Source organism: Campylobacter concisus, from assembly GCF_050447445.1.
Lineage (GTDB): Bacteria > Campylobacterota > Campylobacteria > Campylobacterales > Campylobacteraceae > Campylobacter_A > Campylobacter_A concisus_BI.
On record NZ_JALMFW010000001.1, the window covers coordinates 1,775,461 to 1,791,784 of the forward strand.

Here is a 16,324-nt window from a genome sequence, read left to right on the forward strand (position 1 = left end):
GTTTTTTTGAAATTTATGATACAATTCGCTCGATTTAGAAAATATTTATATTTCAGGGAGGAGAAGTCATGAAACAAGGCTTTACGATGATTGAGTTGATCTTCGTGATCGTTATATTAGGTATATTAGCTGCGGTTGCTATACCAAAACTAGCTTTAACAAGGGATGATGCAGAGATATCAAAAACTGCTTCAAATATACAAACACTTATTTCGGACTTGGGTTCTTACTACACTTCACAAGGCGAATTTGCTACCGATCCGGATATTAACAAAGCTGTCAAGAAAATGTCAAATGTAAAAACACCAGTAAAAGCAAAAGATGATGAGTGTTTAGAGGTACGTCCTGGAAATAACACTAGTGGTGAGATAGGCATTACTGTAAAAACAGGTGGTCTTTGTGAGCAAGTTTGGAAATTACCTGGCTTAGCAGATGTTAAAACTCTAATTGAAAGTAGCGATAATAAGACAGCTAATTCGCTTAAATTTGGTGGCATGGGCATAAAATATAAATAAAATTTTAGCAAGGTATTTTCCTTGCTTTTTATGATATTTGGCCTACTAAATTTTTAATATAACAAAGACTGATAGAAATACGAATTTTTATACAAATAATTTATACACATAAAAATAAAAGCTTTCTAAGATTTAATACATTACCAAAAGATATCAATCCTAATTTATTACTCATGAGTAATGGCTTTTTATTAAATTTAATTGATTTTTATCCTTTACAAATTTTAAAGAGAAAAAACGTAAAATCAAACCATGGATTTACTAAAAGACCCGTTAAATAAGCTCATCATTTCGCTTTCGCTTCCAGCTGGCACCGCAATGATGTTTAATACTCTTTATAATGTTACCGGCACATTTTTTGCAGCAAAAATTTCTACCCTTGCCGTAGCTGGTATGGCTATGAGTTTTTTACTTTATCTAAGTATTGTAGGCATTGGGCTTGGTTTTGGCTCAGCACTAACTGCGCTAATAGGCAATAGCCTTGGAGCAGGAAAGATAAAAATGGCTAAATTTTATGCGGCAAATGGAATTATCTTCGTGCTAGTATTTGCTATTTTTATGGGGTTTTGTGGCTATTTTTTAGCACCGAATTTGCTCACTTTTTTAGGAGCCGATCATCACTATTTAAAAGAGGCGCTTGATTACGCAGGTGTTATCTTTCTTGCTGCACCGTTTTTCTTGATTATCAAATCTCTAAATGGCGTACTCGTGGCACTTGGAGATACAAAAAGTTACCGCAATTGGCTATTTTATGGCCTTTTTATCAATGCATTTTTTTGCTACTTTTTTGCATTCATTTTGGGTCTTGGTGTAAAAGGACTTGCTCTAGCAACAGCTAGTGTTCAGCTTTTGGGCATGATCTACCTTTTTGTAAAAGTTAAAAAAGCTAAGATGATCGAGCCAAGAAATTTAAGCTATTTTGTGCCAAATTTTAGCATTTGGGCAAAGATTACAAAGCAAGCTCTACCAGCTTGCTTGAACTATCTATCGATGTCACTTGGCTCACTTGTACTTTTAAAATTTATAAGCTACTATGGCGTAAATGCCGTAGCAGGATATGGTATAGCTTTGAGGATAGAGCAAATTTTGGTATTGCCGACCATTGGTATGGCCGCAGCAGTTTTAAGTATCGTTTCAAGAAACTATGGTGCTAAAAATTTTAAAAGAGCTAAACAATGCTATAAAATTTCGCTTCTTTTTTTACTTATTTATTGTGTATTCGCTTGCGTTTTTATTAGATTTTTTGGTGAAGATATGATAAGAATTTTCGATGATACGCCGGCAGTTTTGGAGATAGCAGGGCTTTATCTTGGTATAAATTCTCTTGCTTACGTAGCTTATGGCACGATAAATGTCTCAGGCAGCACTCTTCAGGCCATAAAACGCCCAGTGGCCATCTTTTTGCTAAATGGATTTAGGCAATTTGTACTTCAAGGATCACTTTTTTACGCAGTAGTTTTCTATTTTGGTCTTGAGATAAAATTTATATGGCTAGCTCTATTTTTTAGTGTCTATCTTACAGCCATTTGCTTCGTCTTTTGGACGCTTCATCAGTTAAGAAGGGCTACTGGCGTAAGCTTTTAAATTTAAAACAAAAAGCAAAAAAGCAAAGTGAAGCAACTAAGATTATGCTAGCTCCGCCTGTTAGGTTGAAATAAAAGCTAATAAATAGACCGCTAAAACAAAAAATGACTGAAAAGATAGTAGAGATTAACATCATCAGCCCAAGTCTTTTGGCAAAAATTTGTGCTAAATATGGCGGTATAGTAAGAAGAGCGATGACTAGAATCAGCCCAACAACACGAATCGTAGCTACTACACAAAGTGCCATCATACACACTAATAAATAGTGAAAAAAAGTTGTATTTACACCGCGTAGCTTTGCAAACTCTGCATCAAAACTAATAGCTACAAATTGACGATAAAAAAGGGCAATGAGCGCCAAAAATAAGATATCTAAAATACTCATAAATGTTATATCTTGCCCGCTTACTGCTAAGATAGAGCCAAAAAGATAGCTCATGAGATCGGCATTGTATCCCGGAGTTAAATCGATAAAAATGATACCAATAGCCATACCAAATGCCCAAATAGCACCGATAACTGAGTCGATGTTGGTTTTATCTTTTAGGGTGATAGTGGCAATTATGAGGGCTAAAAAGAGTGAAAATATACTAGCTCCAAGAAGTGGTTCGAGCGAGAAGAAAAAGGCAAGTCCTATGCCGCCATATGCTCCGTGCGCGATGCCACCAGCGATAAAAGTCATTTTATTTATAACAACGAGCGAGCCTATGAGCCCACAAATGATACTCACTAAAATACCAGCAATAAAGGCATTTTGCATAAAATTTAACTCTAAAATTTCACTCATTTTATCTCTTTAGCTTAAAAACATTACTTTTGATTTTGCACTCACATTCACCAAGTGCGATCTCGACATCGCAAAAATGGCTATGAGATTTTGCTAAATGCTCTATAAATTCTCTTTTTGCGGTATCTTCATGAGTTTTATGAATATGTAAATTTTTACTCACATAGGCGATTTTTGTAGCATAATTTAGCACGATATTTAGATCGTGACTTACCAAAACTACGCCAACACCGCTTGCATTTATATTTTTTAAAATTTCATAAATTTCAGCCTGACCCTTTGTGTCGATACTGGCTGTTGGCTCGTCTAAAACGAGGACTTTTGCATTTGTACAAAGCGCTCTTGCGATATATACACGCTGTCTTTGGCCACCGCTTAGCTCACCAATTCTAGCACTTGCAAATTCTTTCATGCCAACTTTCTCAAGGGCACCAAGAGCCATTTGTTTCTCAGCTTGTGAGTAAAAACCAAAAATTTTTTTATCAATTAGCCCCATTAAAACTACTTCTAAAACCATCATCGGAAAGCTTTGATTTGAGAGAAAATTTTGAGGCACATAACCTATAAATTTACTGACTTCGCTTGGCTCTTTTCCAAAGAGTTTTATATCGCCACTTTGAGGCTTAAGTAGTCCTAAGATAAGCTTTAAAAGCGTGCTTTTGCCACCACCATTTGGACCGATGATAGCTAAAAATTCATCGCTACTATAATCTAAATTGATACCTTCTAAAACCACTTGCTTATCGTAGCTAAAGTTTAAATTTCTAATTTTTATAATTTCTTTCAAAACAGACTCTTTTGCGTAAATGTCGTAGTAAAAATAAAAAGTCCAAGCCAAAGCATAATGCTAAGAGCCATAAATTCGGCATAGATTTTAAACTTTTTTAGCTTAATATTTGTGCTCTCATTTATCTTAGCTCCAAAAACAGCCGCTAAAAATATCACTGCGCTCATGCCAAGCGCCATAAATAGGCCGCTTATAACGCCTGCAAAGTAGCTGCCTAGCTCATTTGCTAGCACAAAGACAAGTATCGTGCCAGGACAAGGAATAAGTGCCGCAGCAGCCGCAACCAGCCATTCTTCTTTGCTTTTTGGTTTTTTTGTAGTACAGATATTACAGCCACAGTCGCTAGTAAATTTTGTATTTTTACTCAAATTTTGGCTTAAACTTGAGCTAAAAATATAAAATTTATTTAACTCTTTTTTGCTTGAAAGATAAATTTTGACCTTTTTATAAAGCATAAAAATCGCTACAAAAAAGATAATAACGCCAGAAAATGCTGTCGTAACGCTTGCTGTATCTTTTGTAAGATCGCTACTGATCTCACGCAATATTATAAAACTAGCAAGCACAAAAATAAACGCACCCACAACATGTAAAAATCCGATCTTTAAAGAGAAGAAAAAGGCTTTGGCGTAGTTTCCACCAGTCGCGGCAAAATAAGAGCTTGTAAGCACCTTGCCATGTCCCGCAGATGCAGCGTGTAAAAAGCCATAACCAAATGATATGAACGCTAAAAATAGCAGAGTTAGCGGACTTTTTTGATCAAAATTTCTTAGAATTTGCTTTAATCTATCAAGCATGCTTAGACTTGTTTTTGAAGCAAGATCAAACTTAGCTTCATCGATTTTATCGATCTGGCTTAAATTTTCATCTTCAAAATTTACTGAGTTTGGCTCTTTTAGAAGCTCTTTTAATGCAGGTTTTTCATTATGAGCTTTGGCTGCAGCTTTACTTGAAAATGTAAAAAATATTAAATTTGCATTTGGATTTGGTATCGTCCAAAACTGATCTGATACCAAAAATGCGTTATTTTGTGTAAATTTAAAATTAAAATATCCCTCTTTGTCGTCCATTTCAACAGACACCACAAAGCCATCTTTGATAAGCAAATTTGTCTTAAAACTAACATCAAATTTTAATCTACCCTCATCAAAATAGAGTTTATACTTTTTTAAATTTAACTCAAGTTTTGTAGCATTTTCATCTTTGTAAAAGTACTCAATATTCGTTAAATAATGCCTTGGTACAAGATAATCAAGTAAATTTAAGCGGATCTTTTTGATCTCGCTTTCATCTATCTTTTCATCCTGATTTAGGTCAAAATTTTGCCTCATAAGCTCTGAGAAATTTTGCGAAAATGTCCATGAAAAAGCAATTGTAGTGATATTGTTTTCGTTTGAGTCAAATTTTACGCTCACATGAGCGGTCGGGCTATAAAGCGAACAAAGAGCACACCCGAAGGCATTTATAGTAAATAAGCAAATGACAATCAGGCGTGCTAACATCTTTTATAGACTCTTGGCAAAAATTTCTGCTGTTTTTTTCATCTCATCTAGCCAATTTTCTGGGAGCTGATCAATGCTTATAACCTTTGAGCCAGTCTCTTTTGCTACTAAATTCGCAGCCTTTGTTGGAAACTGCGGAGCCACGAAAATGACTTTTACGCCGTGCTCTTTAGCCTCTTCGATGAGCTCTTTTAGCTCAGCTGGCTTTGGCTCTTTACCCTCTATCTCGATAGCGATTTGCTCTAAATTATAACGTTTTGCAAAATACCCCCAAGATGGGTGATATACGATAAATTCGCGAGTTTTAACATCTTTTAGAGTATTTTTGATAAAACTATCAAGCTCGTCAAGATTAGCTTTAAATTTAGCTAAATTTTCCTCATAGAGCTTTGCATTTTGCGGGAATTTCTCTATTAATGCCTTAGCAATATTATCAGCTTGAGTTTTTACTAAAACCGGATCAAGCCAAATGTGCGGATCAAGGCCATCATGATGATGGTGATGATGCTCGCTAGCTTCGTGGTCATGGTCATGATGCTCGTGATGCTCATGTTTATGCTCGCCCTCGTGCTTGTGCTCGTGATGTTCATGATGTTCATGATGTTCATGATGCTCGTGTTCATCGCTCATAGCTATCTTTTCGATACCTTCTTGTGTTTTTATAATGCGTAAATTTTTAAAAGATTTTGAAAAACGCTCTAGCCAAGTATCTTCAAATTCAATACCAATAGCAAAGTAAAGTTCGCTCTTTTCAAGCTCCTTCATCTGTTTTGGCTTTGGCTCATAAGTGTGCGGATCAGCACCTTTGCCAACCATTGTATTTACGCTTAGTGTATCACCAGCGATCTGCTCAACAAAAAATTTTGTAGGCAATATACTTGTCGTAACAACTGGCTTTGCAAAAAGCGACAAAGCGCAAACTGCTAAAAAAACAAAAATCTTTCTCACCATCTCTCCTTTATTTGAAAAAATATTGCGGAAGTTTAGCAAATTGCAACTTGGTTGCAACTTAAAGAACAAAAGCCTAAATATAGTGCTTTTTAAATGAAATTTAAAACTTTTAGCGTTAATATACAAAAAATAAAAAGGGCAAGGATGAATGCAAGAAATTTCTTAGAAGAGCATAGTATCAAGGCAACTACTTTTCGCATAAAGCTCGTTGAAATTTTGCAAAATGCCAAAACTCCATTAAGTTATGATGAAATTTTAGAAAGCCTTAATGCAAATAAAACCACTTTTTATAGAAGCATAGAAATTTTTGAAAAAAAAGGCCTTGTCATAAAAACTGAAAACAATCATAAAAGCTACTACGAACTAGCAAATGAGGCAAAAGCGTACTTTATCTGCGATATCTGTCATAAAGTCACAAACATCGATATGCCCCATCTAAACGTCGCTAAAAATATAAAAAGCGCCGTGATAAAAGGCGTTTGTGATGAGTGTGATCACGAGTAAAGAGCGATGACCTCAGCTGGAATGGCTTTTGGGCGATTTGTTTTTAGATCAACGTAAACAAACTCGGTCTTGCCAGTTGCTATTAGCTCGCCATCTTTTTTAAACTCAAAGTATCTACAAGAAGTCGCCTTGCCCTCAGCTTGCGTGTAAGTGTGGATTTCTATCTCATCCATTAATTTTACGCTTTTTATATATTTGGCTTCATTTTTTCTAATGAGCCAGATCTCGCCTCTTTTATACTGCGCCTCAACCGTATCGCCAACCGCGGCAGAGTGGGCAAATGCGGCCTCTTGCATAAGCGTGAAATAGTAGACATTATTCATATGTCCGTGCATATCTATGGCTTGTGGTGGGATTATTGCTTTGTAGATAAAATCTTTCATTTCTAGCCTTTTTTGCTAGAATTATAACCAAAAAATAAGGAGCTAAAATGCAAAATTTATGGGATAAAAAGGCGTCAAATTATCAAAGGTTTGATGGCAAAGTAAGTGCTATTCAGCAACAAATTTTTGCTAAAGCCTTAGCTTGGGGAGTTGATTTTAGCGGTAAAGAAATTCTTGATATAGGCTGTGGTACCGGTGTTTGGACGATATTTTTGTCAAAAACTGCAAAAGATATAATAGGTATTGATAGCTCAAAAAATATGATAGAAATTTTAAATGAAGATGCCAAAAGATTTGGCGTGACAAATTTAGCTAGCAAGGTTTGCTCTTGGAGAGAATTTAAGCCCGTAAAGCACTTTGATATCGCCATTTGCACGATGAGTCCAGCGATTGCTAGCGATGAAGATTTTGCTAAATTTCATAGTATTGCAAAGCAAAAACTCTATCTTGGCTGGGATAAACCTAGAAGCTCTGATCTGCTAGAGCCATTTTTTGAAAAATTTGGTCGCACGCTTTCTCAAAAAAACGTTGTAAATAGGCTTGAAGCGTGGCTAAATGAGCAAGGGATCGCTTATAAGAGTGAAATTTTAAATGAAACTAGGATCGCTAGACGAAGCGTGCAGGAGGCTGCTGAGAATATCTGCTGGCACCTTGAGATAAATGGAGCTAAAAACTACGATGAAAAAGCGGTTTTAGCGATGTTAAAAGAGAGATTTGATGGCGAGTTTATAGATGAAAAGATAGAGTCGCAGATGAAGCTTTTTGTCTTTTAAACTAGTTTTGATCTAGAGAAAATTTTTTTGCCAAATTCACTAAAAATAACTCCAAAGATTATTAAGATCGCGCCAAAAATTTGTATGAGTGTTAGCTTTTCACCAGCGAAAAAATAGCCGATAAAGCCAGCAGAAACTGGCTCTAGGCAGAAAAATAAAGCTGCTTTGCTAGCCGTTGTATATCTTTGAGCGATGGTTTGTACAAAGTAGCAAAAAATGGTGCCAATAAATGTAGTGATAAAAATTGCTATAAAAAATTCCCTATCGTAATTTGGCACCACACCACCTTCAATAAACGCAAAGACAAATGAGAGTAAAGAGACGGTGAGAAATACCACAAATACAAGCAAATAAAGCTCGCACTTTCTTACAAAGTGGCCATTTAAGCTTGTGTAAAGTGCATAAAATATGGCACAAAGTAGGGCAAGTGCCTCACCAGCTCCTAAGGCAAGAGCGGCTCCACTTAAAAGCCATAGTCCAAAAATGGCAATAAGTGCACCAAAAATAGCAAAAATGGTTATTTTATTTTTAAAAATGAGTGCTGTCATAAAAGGCACGATCACGCACTCAAGCCCCGTGATAAAGGCGACGCTCGAGCTAAATGTGAGCTTTAGGGCGTAAGTCTGCGTTGCAAATGACAAAAACAGCACCGCGCCAAGGATAACGCCATATATCACGCTCTTTTTGTCAAATTTCTTAGCAAATTTAAGCGCGACAAAGCCCATAAAGATAGCCGAGAGAAAAAACCGACAAAAAAGCATGACAAAGACGCCATTTGTCTTTAGCGCATTTGCCATGGGTAAAAACGTAGCGCCCCAAACAACGGCAACTACGATAAGAGCGATGTCGGCTTTGTTTTGAGCGGTCAAATTTCTCATTTAAAGATCGAGTCTAGCACCTTTTTACCGCTATCTAGGCTAAAGCCACTTCTTAGCCCCTTTTCCTTCTCGCTCATGACGTTAAATAGCCCATCTAGCGTCTTTCTCGTGATGTAGGCGTTTAGATCCTCGCCGTCATCTGGCACATATTCGCTTGCGCCTAAATTTTTAGCTAAGTTTTTTACTGATTTTATCGTTTCGTTGTTTTTTGCTGAGTTGCCGATGAAAGAATTTAGCCCATTATAGGCAGTCGCAAAGCTATTATCGCTCATCATTTTCTCAATTATAGGCGCAAATGCCACCTTTAGCTTTTGGCTGGAGCTTTGCTGCAAATACTTCGTAACGCTGTCGCTGCCGCCGTTAAAGAGCTTTTTGACGTCTGACTCGCTCATATTTTTTATACTCTCGTTAAAAATTTCAGCAGCCTTGGGCACGGCCGTAGTTGCGGCGTTGTTTATCGACTTGCTAAGGTCCTGCGCCCACTTCTCGCCACCCACTTTTTTGGCTAAATTTGACGCCATCTCAAGGCTTTTTGGAAGCGGGATTTTAGCTGTGGTGTTGTTCATAAAGCCCTCTTTTGAAAGCTCACTAACAGCAGCATTTAGCGCCTCGCTAACCATGCTTTTGTAGTCGCCGCTTGATGCGTGAGTGGCGATTTTGACACCTTTATTTATCATATCGTCCATGCTTGCGGCTTGTAAATTTAAAGCAAGTGCGCCACAAAGAATAACAAGAGATCTTTTCATCTTCTCTCCTTTTTTAAATTTAAAGCAAAATCATACAAAAAATATCTAAACACTTAAAATAAATTTAATATTTTTGCACTAAAATTCACCCTTTTTGAGGGGAATTTATGCAGCTTTTACTTCTTAGCTTCGCTCTTAGCATGGATAGCGCAGCGCTAAATATGGCAAACGGAGCAAGGTATAAAAGCCTTGCCCTTGGCAAAATTTTATTTATAGCCTTCATGCTTGGATTTTTTCAGTTTCTCATGCCGCTTCTTGGCTATTTTCTAGGCATTAGCTTTGCTAAATTTATAAGCTCTATCGATCACTTCATCGCCTTTTTTATACTCTGTTTTCTTGGCTTTAAAATGCTAAAAGAGGCCTGTAGTAGCGAGGCTGGCGACTCTTTGGGCATGGATATTAAGACCATTTTTGTAGGTGCATTTGCCACAAGCATCGACGCACTTGCCGTTGGCGTCACGCTTAGCTTTGAAGCGGTTAATGTATTTGAGAGTGCGCTCATCATCGGCATAGTCTGCTTTTCACTAAGCCTAGCTGCCTTTTACATCGGTAAATTTATGGGTGAAATTTTAGAGAAAAAGGCACTCTTTTTGGGCGGAGCGATATTAATTTTTCTAGGTTTTAAAATTTTAATAACGCATTTAATTGAGAACGGCGCAGTCCAATAAAAATTTAAAATAACAATTAAAAATAATATTTAAGATTAACTATATTTTAAAGCTTATATGGATAAGATTTTGATTTTTAGAAGTGGTGACCCATACGAGACTCGAACTCGTGTTACCGCCGTGAAAGGGCGATGTCCTAACCGCTAGACGAATGGGCCACATGTCGGTTATGAAATTGGGATTATATTTCTTTTATACTTAATTTTAGATTAATAAGGAAAAATTTTTGAAAAATTTTTTATTTACTTTGTTGTCTGTTTTTATTTTTACAGGTTGCGTGGCTACTAAAACGCCGCAAAATTCACAAGCTTTTCAAGTTACTTTATTTTCACCAATGATAAAGATAAATGATGTTGGATTTTTCCATAAATATAAAAATGAGCTAAATTTGCAAATTTATAGTTCCGGTGTAAATACCGCAAATATAAGCATAAGAGATAAAATTTGCATAAATAATGCTTGCTTTAACAAGACTGAGTTTAATGAGAAATTTTTTCTAGCCCCGCACTACGAGAGCCTTTTTGAGGAAATTTTGCAAAAAGAAAAGATTTATGATGGCAAAGGCTTGATAAATACGGAGTGTGGTTTTAGTCAAGATCTAAGTTCATATTTTATAAAATACGAGGTTTGCGACAACTACGTCAAATTTATAGATAGCAAAAATAAAATAAGAGTGATAATAAAAGAGTTAAAATGAGATACATAGGAGCTCACGTAAGTGCGGCCGGAGGTGTGTTCAATGCACCTTTAAATGCTGCAAAAATAGGAGCAAATGCCTTTGCGCTTTTTACAAAAAATCAACGCCAGTGGAATGCAAAAGAGCTAAGTGCCAGCGAGATAGAACAGTTTAAAGAAAATCTAAAAATTTCTGACATAAGCACAAAGCATGTTTTGCCACACAGCAGTTACTTGATAAATTTAGGCCATCCGGATGAGGAGGCAAGAGCAAAGTCGCTTGAAGCCTTTGTGGATGAGATAGATCGCGCCAGTAAGCTTGGGCTTGGGCTTTTAAATTTCCATCCAGGCTCACATCTAAAACAAATAAGCGAAAAAGAGTGCTTAGATAATATTGCAAACTGCATGAACGTGGCACTTAAACGCACAAGCGGTGTAAAGCTAGTCATCGAAAATACAGCTGCGCAAGGCTCAAATTTAGGCTTTAGTTTTAAGCAGATCGCTTATTTGATAGAGCGAGTAGACGATGAGAATAGAGTTGGCGTTTGCTTTGATACCTGTCACGCATTTGCTGCTGGATATGATCTAAGAAGTAAAGAGGCCTACGCCAAGACGATGGGGGAATTTGATGCGATCATTGGCTATAAATTTTTATCTGGCATGCATTTAAATGATGCAAAATTTGGACTTGGCTCAAAAAAAGATAGACACGAGAGCCTTGGCAAGGGTGAGCTTGGATTTAGTGCTTTTAAAAATATAATAAATGATGATAAAATAGGCGAAATTCCTTTAATATTAGAGACGATTGACGAGAGTATTTGGGAAGACGAGATAAAAATTTTAAGAAATTTCGAAAAGGAAAAACTATGAAAAAAGTGCTATTAATCATTATTATGGCATCTACTTTGCTAAATGCTGGAGGTTATAAAGTTCCTGAGCAAAGTGCTGATTCTTTAGGCCTTGCTGCTAGTAACGTAGCCTTTAGTTTTGGAGCTGACGCGGCATATTTTAACCCTGCAAATATGATGTTTTTAGATGGACGTCATCACATAGAAAGTACCCTTGGCTGGTTTCATATAAATAAGCTCGAGTTTAAAAGTGATAGTGGCAAAAGCTACAGGTCAGAAAAATTTGACTCGCTAGCTGGTACATTTAGTTTTGTAACGCCAGAAATTTATGAAAACTGGAAATTTGGTTTAGCTCTTGCCGTTCCTGCTGCTGTTGGTGTATCATGGGAGGATCCAGCTACTGCGTTTACCGCTAAAAGGTTTAAGCTGCAAGTTGTTGAGCTAAATCCAACCGTGGCTTACCGCATAAACGATAAACTTGCCGTTGCTCTTGGTGCTAGAGGCGTTTATAGTAAAGGTAAGATAGCAAGTGACTTTGGACGAATAGGCTACAGAGAGATAAAAGGCGATGGTATGGGCTATGGCTATAATGTTGCACTTACTTATAGACCTATTGAGGATTTAAGCTTTGCTGTTACTTACCGCTCAAATGTAAATTTAGAACTTAAAGGCCATACAGATGCTGATTTTAACGGAGCACTATCTCCTATAAGCTATCATGGCAAAACAAAAGTTGAGATCCCACTTCCTGCACAGCTTGTGCTTGCTGCTGGATATAAATTTAGCGACTTTACCCTTTTACTAGCTTTTGAGAGGACGTATTGGTCTAAATTTAAAGGCTATGACTTTGAATACATGGATAAAGGTCCAGCTCACTCGCATCCTGCTTTTGCAAGATTCATGGACGATCCAGTCATTAAAAATGCAAAAGATACAAATACATATAGACTAGGTCTTGCCTACGACGTAAATGAAAAATTTAGACTAATGGCTGGCTTTGCCTATGATGAAGACATTACAAGTAGCAAGCATACTGGCTTAGAGCTTCCAAATACTACGTCTAAGGTATATTCTTTTGGAGTAAATTATAAATTTACACCAAATCTTGAAATGGCACTTGGATATGTCTATCAACATCGTGACAAAAAGCGTGCAACAGGTATTTCAACAGCTGCTGGAAAAATGTCAGGTGAGTTTGAAACTGGCAAGATCCAGATCCTTGGTACGACTTTTAAATATACATTTTAGTTAGGGTCAATAATGCGATACTCTTATAATAATTTTTATGAAATTTTAACCAAAGTAGCAAAGGAAAACCCAAATCAGGTAGTTCTTTTTGAAGAAAAAGAGAAGCTAAAATATCGCGAATTAAAGCAAAATGTCGATAAAGTGGCAGCTTATTTGCAACTTGCTGGAGTAAAATTTGGTGATAAAGTAGCTATGGCGGTTACAAACTCGAAAGAATTTATCATCTCATACCTTGCGATAACCGCAATAGGTGGTATTGCAGTGCCTATGAATACTTTTTTAAAGGCAAACGAGTTTGAATATATCATAAATGATTGCGGCGCAAAGGTACTTTTTGCGTCTAGCTCGCTTGCAAAAGAGTTAATCGCATTAAATGAGCTTGAAATTTTAAGAAAAATAATCTGGATCGGAGCAATACCAAAGAAACTTCAAAGTGCCTCAAAAGATGAATATATAGACACTGACGAAGAGTATGGCGAGAGCGCGTATCTCACTTCAACTCCTCAAATTTCAAAAGAGGATATGAGCAAGGGCTATGAAAATAATGGAGTCATTAAAAATGTAAATTTTACTGAAGCTTTAAATCATAAATATGCTCTTAGTATCACAAAGTATCCGGTAATAGATGATTTAATGCATATAATTTACACTTCAGGCACTACTGGCAAGCCAAAGGGTGCGATGATAAGCTATAAAAATATCTTTTCAAATTTAATTGGAGCTCATGATCGTTTTATAGTGAAAAAAAGCGATCGTTTCATAGTTTTTTTGCCGATGTTTCATAGTTTTACGCTAACTGCAATGGTGTTGCTTCCGATATTTGCGAGCGCTTCGATGGTTCTTGTAAAATCAGTATTTCCATTTTCAAATGTGTTAAAGCAAACTTTGCTAAAGCGTGTAACTGTATTCTTGGGAATTCCAGCCATCTATACAGCTATCGGTAAGGCAAAAATTCCTTGGTATTTTAGATGGTTTAATCGCATTAGATTATTTGTAAGTGGTGCAGCTCCGCTTGCAAAGCAGACGATAGATGACTTTAGGGTGAAATTCCCACGTGCAACACTTGTCGAGGGATATGGCCTTAGTGAATGCTCACCTGTCGTAGCTGCAAATTTATATGATAAACAAAAGCTTTTAAGTGTAGGGCCTGTACTTGATGGCTATGAGGTAAAGATCGTAAATGATGAGATGATGGAGCTTCCAGTTGGCCAGATCGGCGAGATCATTGTAAAGGGCGACTGCGTCATGCAAGGCTACTATGGTATGCCAAGCATCACTGATGAGACCATAATAAACGGCTGGTTAAAGACCGGAGATCTTGGCAAAGTCGATGAAGAAGGCTTTATCTATATCGTTGATCGCAAAAAAGATCTTATCATATCAAAGGGCATTAATATCTATCCGCGCGAGATCGAAGAGGTTATTTACAAACTTGAAGCAGTCGAAGCAACAGCAGTCATCGGCGTAAAAGACATACATGCCGATGAAGAGGTTGTGGCCTTTATACAAGTAAAAGAGGGTATGGATTTAGACGAAAAAACAGTGAGAGAGCATCTAAGGAAAAATTTAGCGAATTTCAAGATACCAAAGAGTATCTATTTTGCCGAAGAGTTGCCTAGAAATGCCACTGGCAAGGTGCTAAAACGTGTATTAAAAGAGCAAATAGAGCAGATGAAGGATAAATTTTAGTGAAATACTTGCTTGATTTTTTAAACCAGGACCTTAAAAAAAGCAAAATTTACGAGCTGATAAAGTGCGGCGACGAAGAGGGAGAAATTTTAAAATATCTAAGTAAAGCTTATGTGCAAGGAACAGCTAATATGAGTGTTTTTGAGCTACTTGGAGCAGTCTTTGGCACGCAAAATGATAAGCAGCTTTTGTATCTAAAATTTATAAAAAATTTGCTTGATAGCGGTTGGATTGTACAAAATTATAGTCTTTTTAAAATACCTGAGAGCACGCAAAGGGCTTCAGCTCAAGGGCTTCTTTCGTTGCTTCATTCTGAAATTTCTCTATCAGCCACATTTTTAAAAATTCTTGAAGATGGCAACGCTGATATAAATTTACCAGAGCTTACGCCATATGAGGATCATTTGGAGTATTTAAAAGATCAGTTTTTAAAGGTAGAGCTTTACTCAAAGGCTGCTATTTTTGGCGATGGCTCAAGTGATGCCAAAAAGCGCATAAATGAGCAAATTTCTGAGCTTACAAAGCGAATCAATGAGCGCGTAAAACTAAGCAAGATCAGCCTAAAGATAGAGCAAATTTTTAAAGAAAACTCACTTGATGAAAAAGAGCAGATCATATTTTTAGCCCTTTTAAAAGAGGAGTACGCGGGCGATTTTGAAAATGGCCGCGACCTAAACACGCTAGTTGGGCTTATCAGTAAAGATGAGCTTGAACGCATCAAAAATCGCACTCTCTTAGAAGACGGCTCAAGGCTCATAGAGGGCGCACTTATCGACTACGACGAGGTTTTAAACGCTTATGGCAACGTTAGCAAAAGCTTTTTTATAAACGAAGAAATTTTGCAAAGCATAATGCACCCAAAAAATGACAAAAACAGCAAGAAAATCAAGATCGAAAGCCTAGTAAAAGAGCAAGAAATTTTTGAGCTAATAGAGCCAGTAACGAGCCTAGAAGACGTCGTGCTAAACGAAAAGACAAAGCAGCTTTTAAGCACGATACTAAAGCAAGTCGATAAAAAAGTGCTTGCTAGACTTAGCAGCTGGGGCATAAAAACTAGAAAAAACATAGATGCCAAGATCATCTTTTACGGCGAGCCTGGCACTGGTAAGACGATGAGCGCCGTTGGGCTTGCAAAGAGCCTAAAGAAGCAAATTTTAAGCTTTGACTGTTCAAAAATTTTAAGCAAATATGTCGGCGAGAGCGAGCAAAATGTAAGGAAAATTTTTGATACTTACAAAGAAATTTGCAAAAAAAGTGGCAGCGAGCCGGTGCTTTTGCTAAACGAGGCAGATCAATTTTTAAGCACGAGAGTAGAGAGCTCAAACGGGGCTGAAAAGATGCATAATCAAATGCAAAATATCTTTTTAGAGCAGATCGAGCGTTTTGAGGGCGTGCTGATCGCCACGACAAATTTTTTACAAAGTCTTGATGTGGCGTTTTCTAGAAGGTTTGACTACAAGATCGAGTTTAAAAAGCCTGATTTTAACGGCAGGCTTGCCATTTGGCGTAAAATTTTGCCTGAAAACGCGAGCTTTGAAGATGGCTTTAGCGTTGAAAGGCTGGCTGAGTTTAACCTAAGTGGTGCGCAGATCGTCCTTGCACTAAAAAATACCGCACTAAAAGTAGCTATAAAAGATGATGGGATTTTTACCTTTGAGGACTTCAAAACGACGATAGAGCGCGAGTTAAACTCAAGTTTTGGCGAAGATAAAAAGATGGGATTTGGCTCTTAAGCCTTTCTCTCTTGATTTTATTGTTTGTATAAATTTAAATAAATATAAATAAG

General features: G+C 37.0%; 17 protein-coding genes and 1 tRNA gene. 10 read left to right on the forward strand and 8 right to left on the reverse strand.

Annotation, left to right across the window (positions count from 1 at the left end; genetic code table 11):
• Nucleotides 1-68 precede the first annotated feature (68 nt).
• Both MTT30_RS09205 and MTT30_RS09210 read left to right on the forward strand, forming a co-directional pair.
• Nucleotides 69-515, forward strand: a complete 447-nt coding sequence (locus MTT30_RS09205; RefSeq protein ID WP_429801743.1) for a type II secretion system protein — start codon at nucleotides 69-71, stop codon at nucleotides 513-515.
• Nucleotides 516-767: 252 nt separating this feature from the next.
• Nucleotides 768-2,099: an MATE family efflux transporter gene (locus tag MTT30_RS09210; protein ID WP_429801744.1), complete on the forward strand. Its 1,332-nt coding sequence runs from the start codon at nucleotides 768-770 to the stop codon at nucleotides 2,097-2,099.
• Here the strand turns inward: MTT30_RS09210 and MTT30_RS09215 are convergent.
• The 4 genes from MTT30_RS09215 to MTT30_RS09230 are packed head-to-tail and all read right to left on the reverse strand — an operon-like array spanning nucleotide 2,080 to nucleotide 6,123.
• Nucleotides 2,080-2,886, reverse strand: a complete 807-nt coding sequence (locus MTT30_RS09215; RefSeq protein WP_087577230.1) for a metal ABC transporter permease — start codon at nucleotides 2,884-2,886, stop codon at nucleotides 2,080-2,082. The genes MTT30_RS09210 and MTT30_RS09215 overlap by 20 nt on opposite strands.
• 1 nt (nucleotide 2,887) lies before the next feature.
• A complete protein-coding gene (locus MTT30_RS09220) occupies nucleotides 2,888-3,673 on the reverse strand; it encodes a metal ABC transporter ATP-binding protein (RefSeq protein WP_429801745.1) in 786 nt (261 codons plus the stop codon).
• A complete protein-coding gene (locus tag MTT30_RS09225) occupies nucleotides 3,670-5,175 on the reverse strand; it encodes a nickel/cobalt transporter (protein ID WP_429801746.1) in 1,506 nt (501 codons plus the stop codon). Before MTT30_RS09225 ends, MTT30_RS09220 begins: the two co-directional genes overlap by 4 nt.
• Before the next feature lie 3 nt (nucleotides 5,176-5,178).
• Complete coding sequence (locus MTT30_RS09230; protein ID WP_429801747.1) at nucleotides 5,179-6,123, reverse strand: metal ABC transporter solute-binding protein, Zn/Mn family; 945 nt, start codon at nucleotides 6,121-6,123, stop codon at nucleotides 5,179-5,181.
• A gap of 147 nt (nucleotides 6,124-6,270) precedes the next feature.
• Between MTT30_RS09230 and MTT30_RS09235 the strand changes: the two genes are divergently transcribed.
• Nucleotides 6,271-6,630 (forward strand): Fur family transcriptional regulator, encoded by a 360-nt coding sequence (locus tag MTT30_RS09235; protein ID WP_072594097.1) that lies wholly within the window; start codon nucleotides 6,271-6,273, stop codon nucleotides 6,628-6,630.
• Here MTT30_RS09235 and MTT30_RS09240 read toward each other — a convergent pair.
• Nucleotides 6,621-7,013 (reverse strand): acyl-CoA thioesterase, encoded by a 393-nt coding sequence (locus tag MTT30_RS09240; RefSeq protein WP_429801748.1) that lies wholly within the window; start codon nucleotides 7,011-7,013, stop codon nucleotides 6,621-6,623. The genes MTT30_RS09235 and MTT30_RS09240 overlap by 10 nt on opposite strands.
• A 47-nt stretch (nucleotides 7,014-7,060) precedes the next feature.
• On the opposite strand from MTT30_RS09240, the gene MTT30_RS09245 reads away from it, so the two are divergent.
• Nucleotides 7,061-7,786 carry a class I SAM-dependent methyltransferase gene (locus MTT30_RS09245; RefSeq protein ID WP_429801749.1) on the forward strand — a complete coding sequence of 242 codons (726 nt, stop codon included), beginning with the start codon at nucleotides 7,061-7,063 and terminating at the stop codon, nucleotides 7,784-7,786.
• On the opposite strand, the gene MTT30_RS09250 is transcribed toward MTT30_RS09245, so the two are convergent.
• Both MTT30_RS09250 and MTT30_RS09255 read right to left on the reverse strand, forming a co-directional pair.
• The gene (locus MTT30_RS09250; protein WP_429801750.1) at nucleotides 7,783-8,664 is read right to left on the reverse strand and encodes a DMT family transporter; all 882 of its coding nucleotides are present in this window, start codon (nucleotides 8,662-8,664) and stop codon (nucleotides 7,783-7,785) included. The genes MTT30_RS09245 and MTT30_RS09250 overlap by 4 nt on opposite strands.
• Nucleotides 8,661-9,410: a DUF4197 domain-containing protein gene (locus MTT30_RS09255; protein WP_429801751.1), complete on the reverse strand. Its 750-nt coding sequence runs from the start codon at nucleotides 9,408-9,410 to the stop codon at nucleotides 8,661-8,663. The genes MTT30_RS09250 and MTT30_RS09255 overlap by 4 nt, the downstream gene beginning before the upstream one ends.
• Nucleotides 9,411-9,517: 107 nt before the next feature.
• On the opposite strand from MTT30_RS09255, the gene MTT30_RS09260 reads away from it, so the two are divergent.
• Nucleotides 9,518-10,078, forward strand: a complete 561-nt coding sequence (locus tag MTT30_RS09260; protein WP_429801752.1) for a manganese efflux pump MntP family protein — start codon at nucleotides 9,518-9,520, stop codon at nucleotides 10,076-10,078.
• An 83-nt stretch (nucleotides 10,079-10,161) separates the two neighbouring features.
• Here the strand turns inward: MTT30_RS09260 and MTT30_RS09265 are convergent.
• Nucleotides 10,162-10,236, reverse strand: a tRNA-Glu gene (locus MTT30_RS09265).
• Between the two features lie 68 nt (nucleotides 10,237-10,304).
• Between MTT30_RS09265 and MTT30_RS09270 the strand changes: the two genes are divergently transcribed.
• Genes MTT30_RS09270 through MTT30_RS09290 form a run of 5 tightly spaced genes read left to right on the forward strand, consistent with a single transcriptional unit; the run spans nucleotide 10,305 to nucleotide 16,271 of the window.
• Nucleotides 10,305-10,775: a hypothetical protein gene (locus tag MTT30_RS09270; protein WP_149702392.1), complete on the forward strand. Its 471-nt coding sequence runs from the start codon at nucleotides 10,305-10,307 to the stop codon at nucleotides 10,773-10,775.
• Complete coding sequence (gene nfo, locus MTT30_RS09275; RefSeq protein WP_429801753.1) at nucleotides 10,772-11,623, forward strand: deoxyribonuclease IV; 852 nt, start codon at nucleotides 10,772-10,774, stop codon at nucleotides 11,621-11,623. Before MTT30_RS09270 ends, nfo begins: the two co-directional genes overlap by 4 nt.
• The gene (locus tag MTT30_RS09280) at nucleotides 11,620-12,849 is read left to right on the forward strand and encodes an OmpP1/FadL family transporter (RefSeq protein ID WP_429801754.1); all 1,230 of its coding nucleotides are present in this window, start codon (nucleotides 11,620-11,622) and stop codon (nucleotides 12,847-12,849) included. Before nfo ends, MTT30_RS09280 begins: the two co-directional genes overlap by 4 nt.
• Nucleotides 12,850-12,861: 12 nt before the next feature.
• On the forward strand, nucleotides 12,862-14,538 hold the full coding sequence (locus MTT30_RS09285) for a fatty acid--CoA ligase (RefSeq protein ID WP_429801755.1): 1,677 nt from the start codon (nucleotides 12,862-12,864) through the stop codon (nucleotides 14,536-14,538).
• On the forward strand, nucleotides 14,538-16,271 hold the full coding sequence (locus MTT30_RS09290) for an ATP-binding protein (protein ID WP_429801756.1): 1,734 nt from the start codon (nucleotides 14,538-14,540) through the stop codon (nucleotides 16,269-16,271). The genes MTT30_RS09285 and MTT30_RS09290 overlap by 1 nt, the downstream gene beginning before the upstream one ends.
• Nucleotides 16,272-16,324 lie beyond the last annotated feature (53 nt).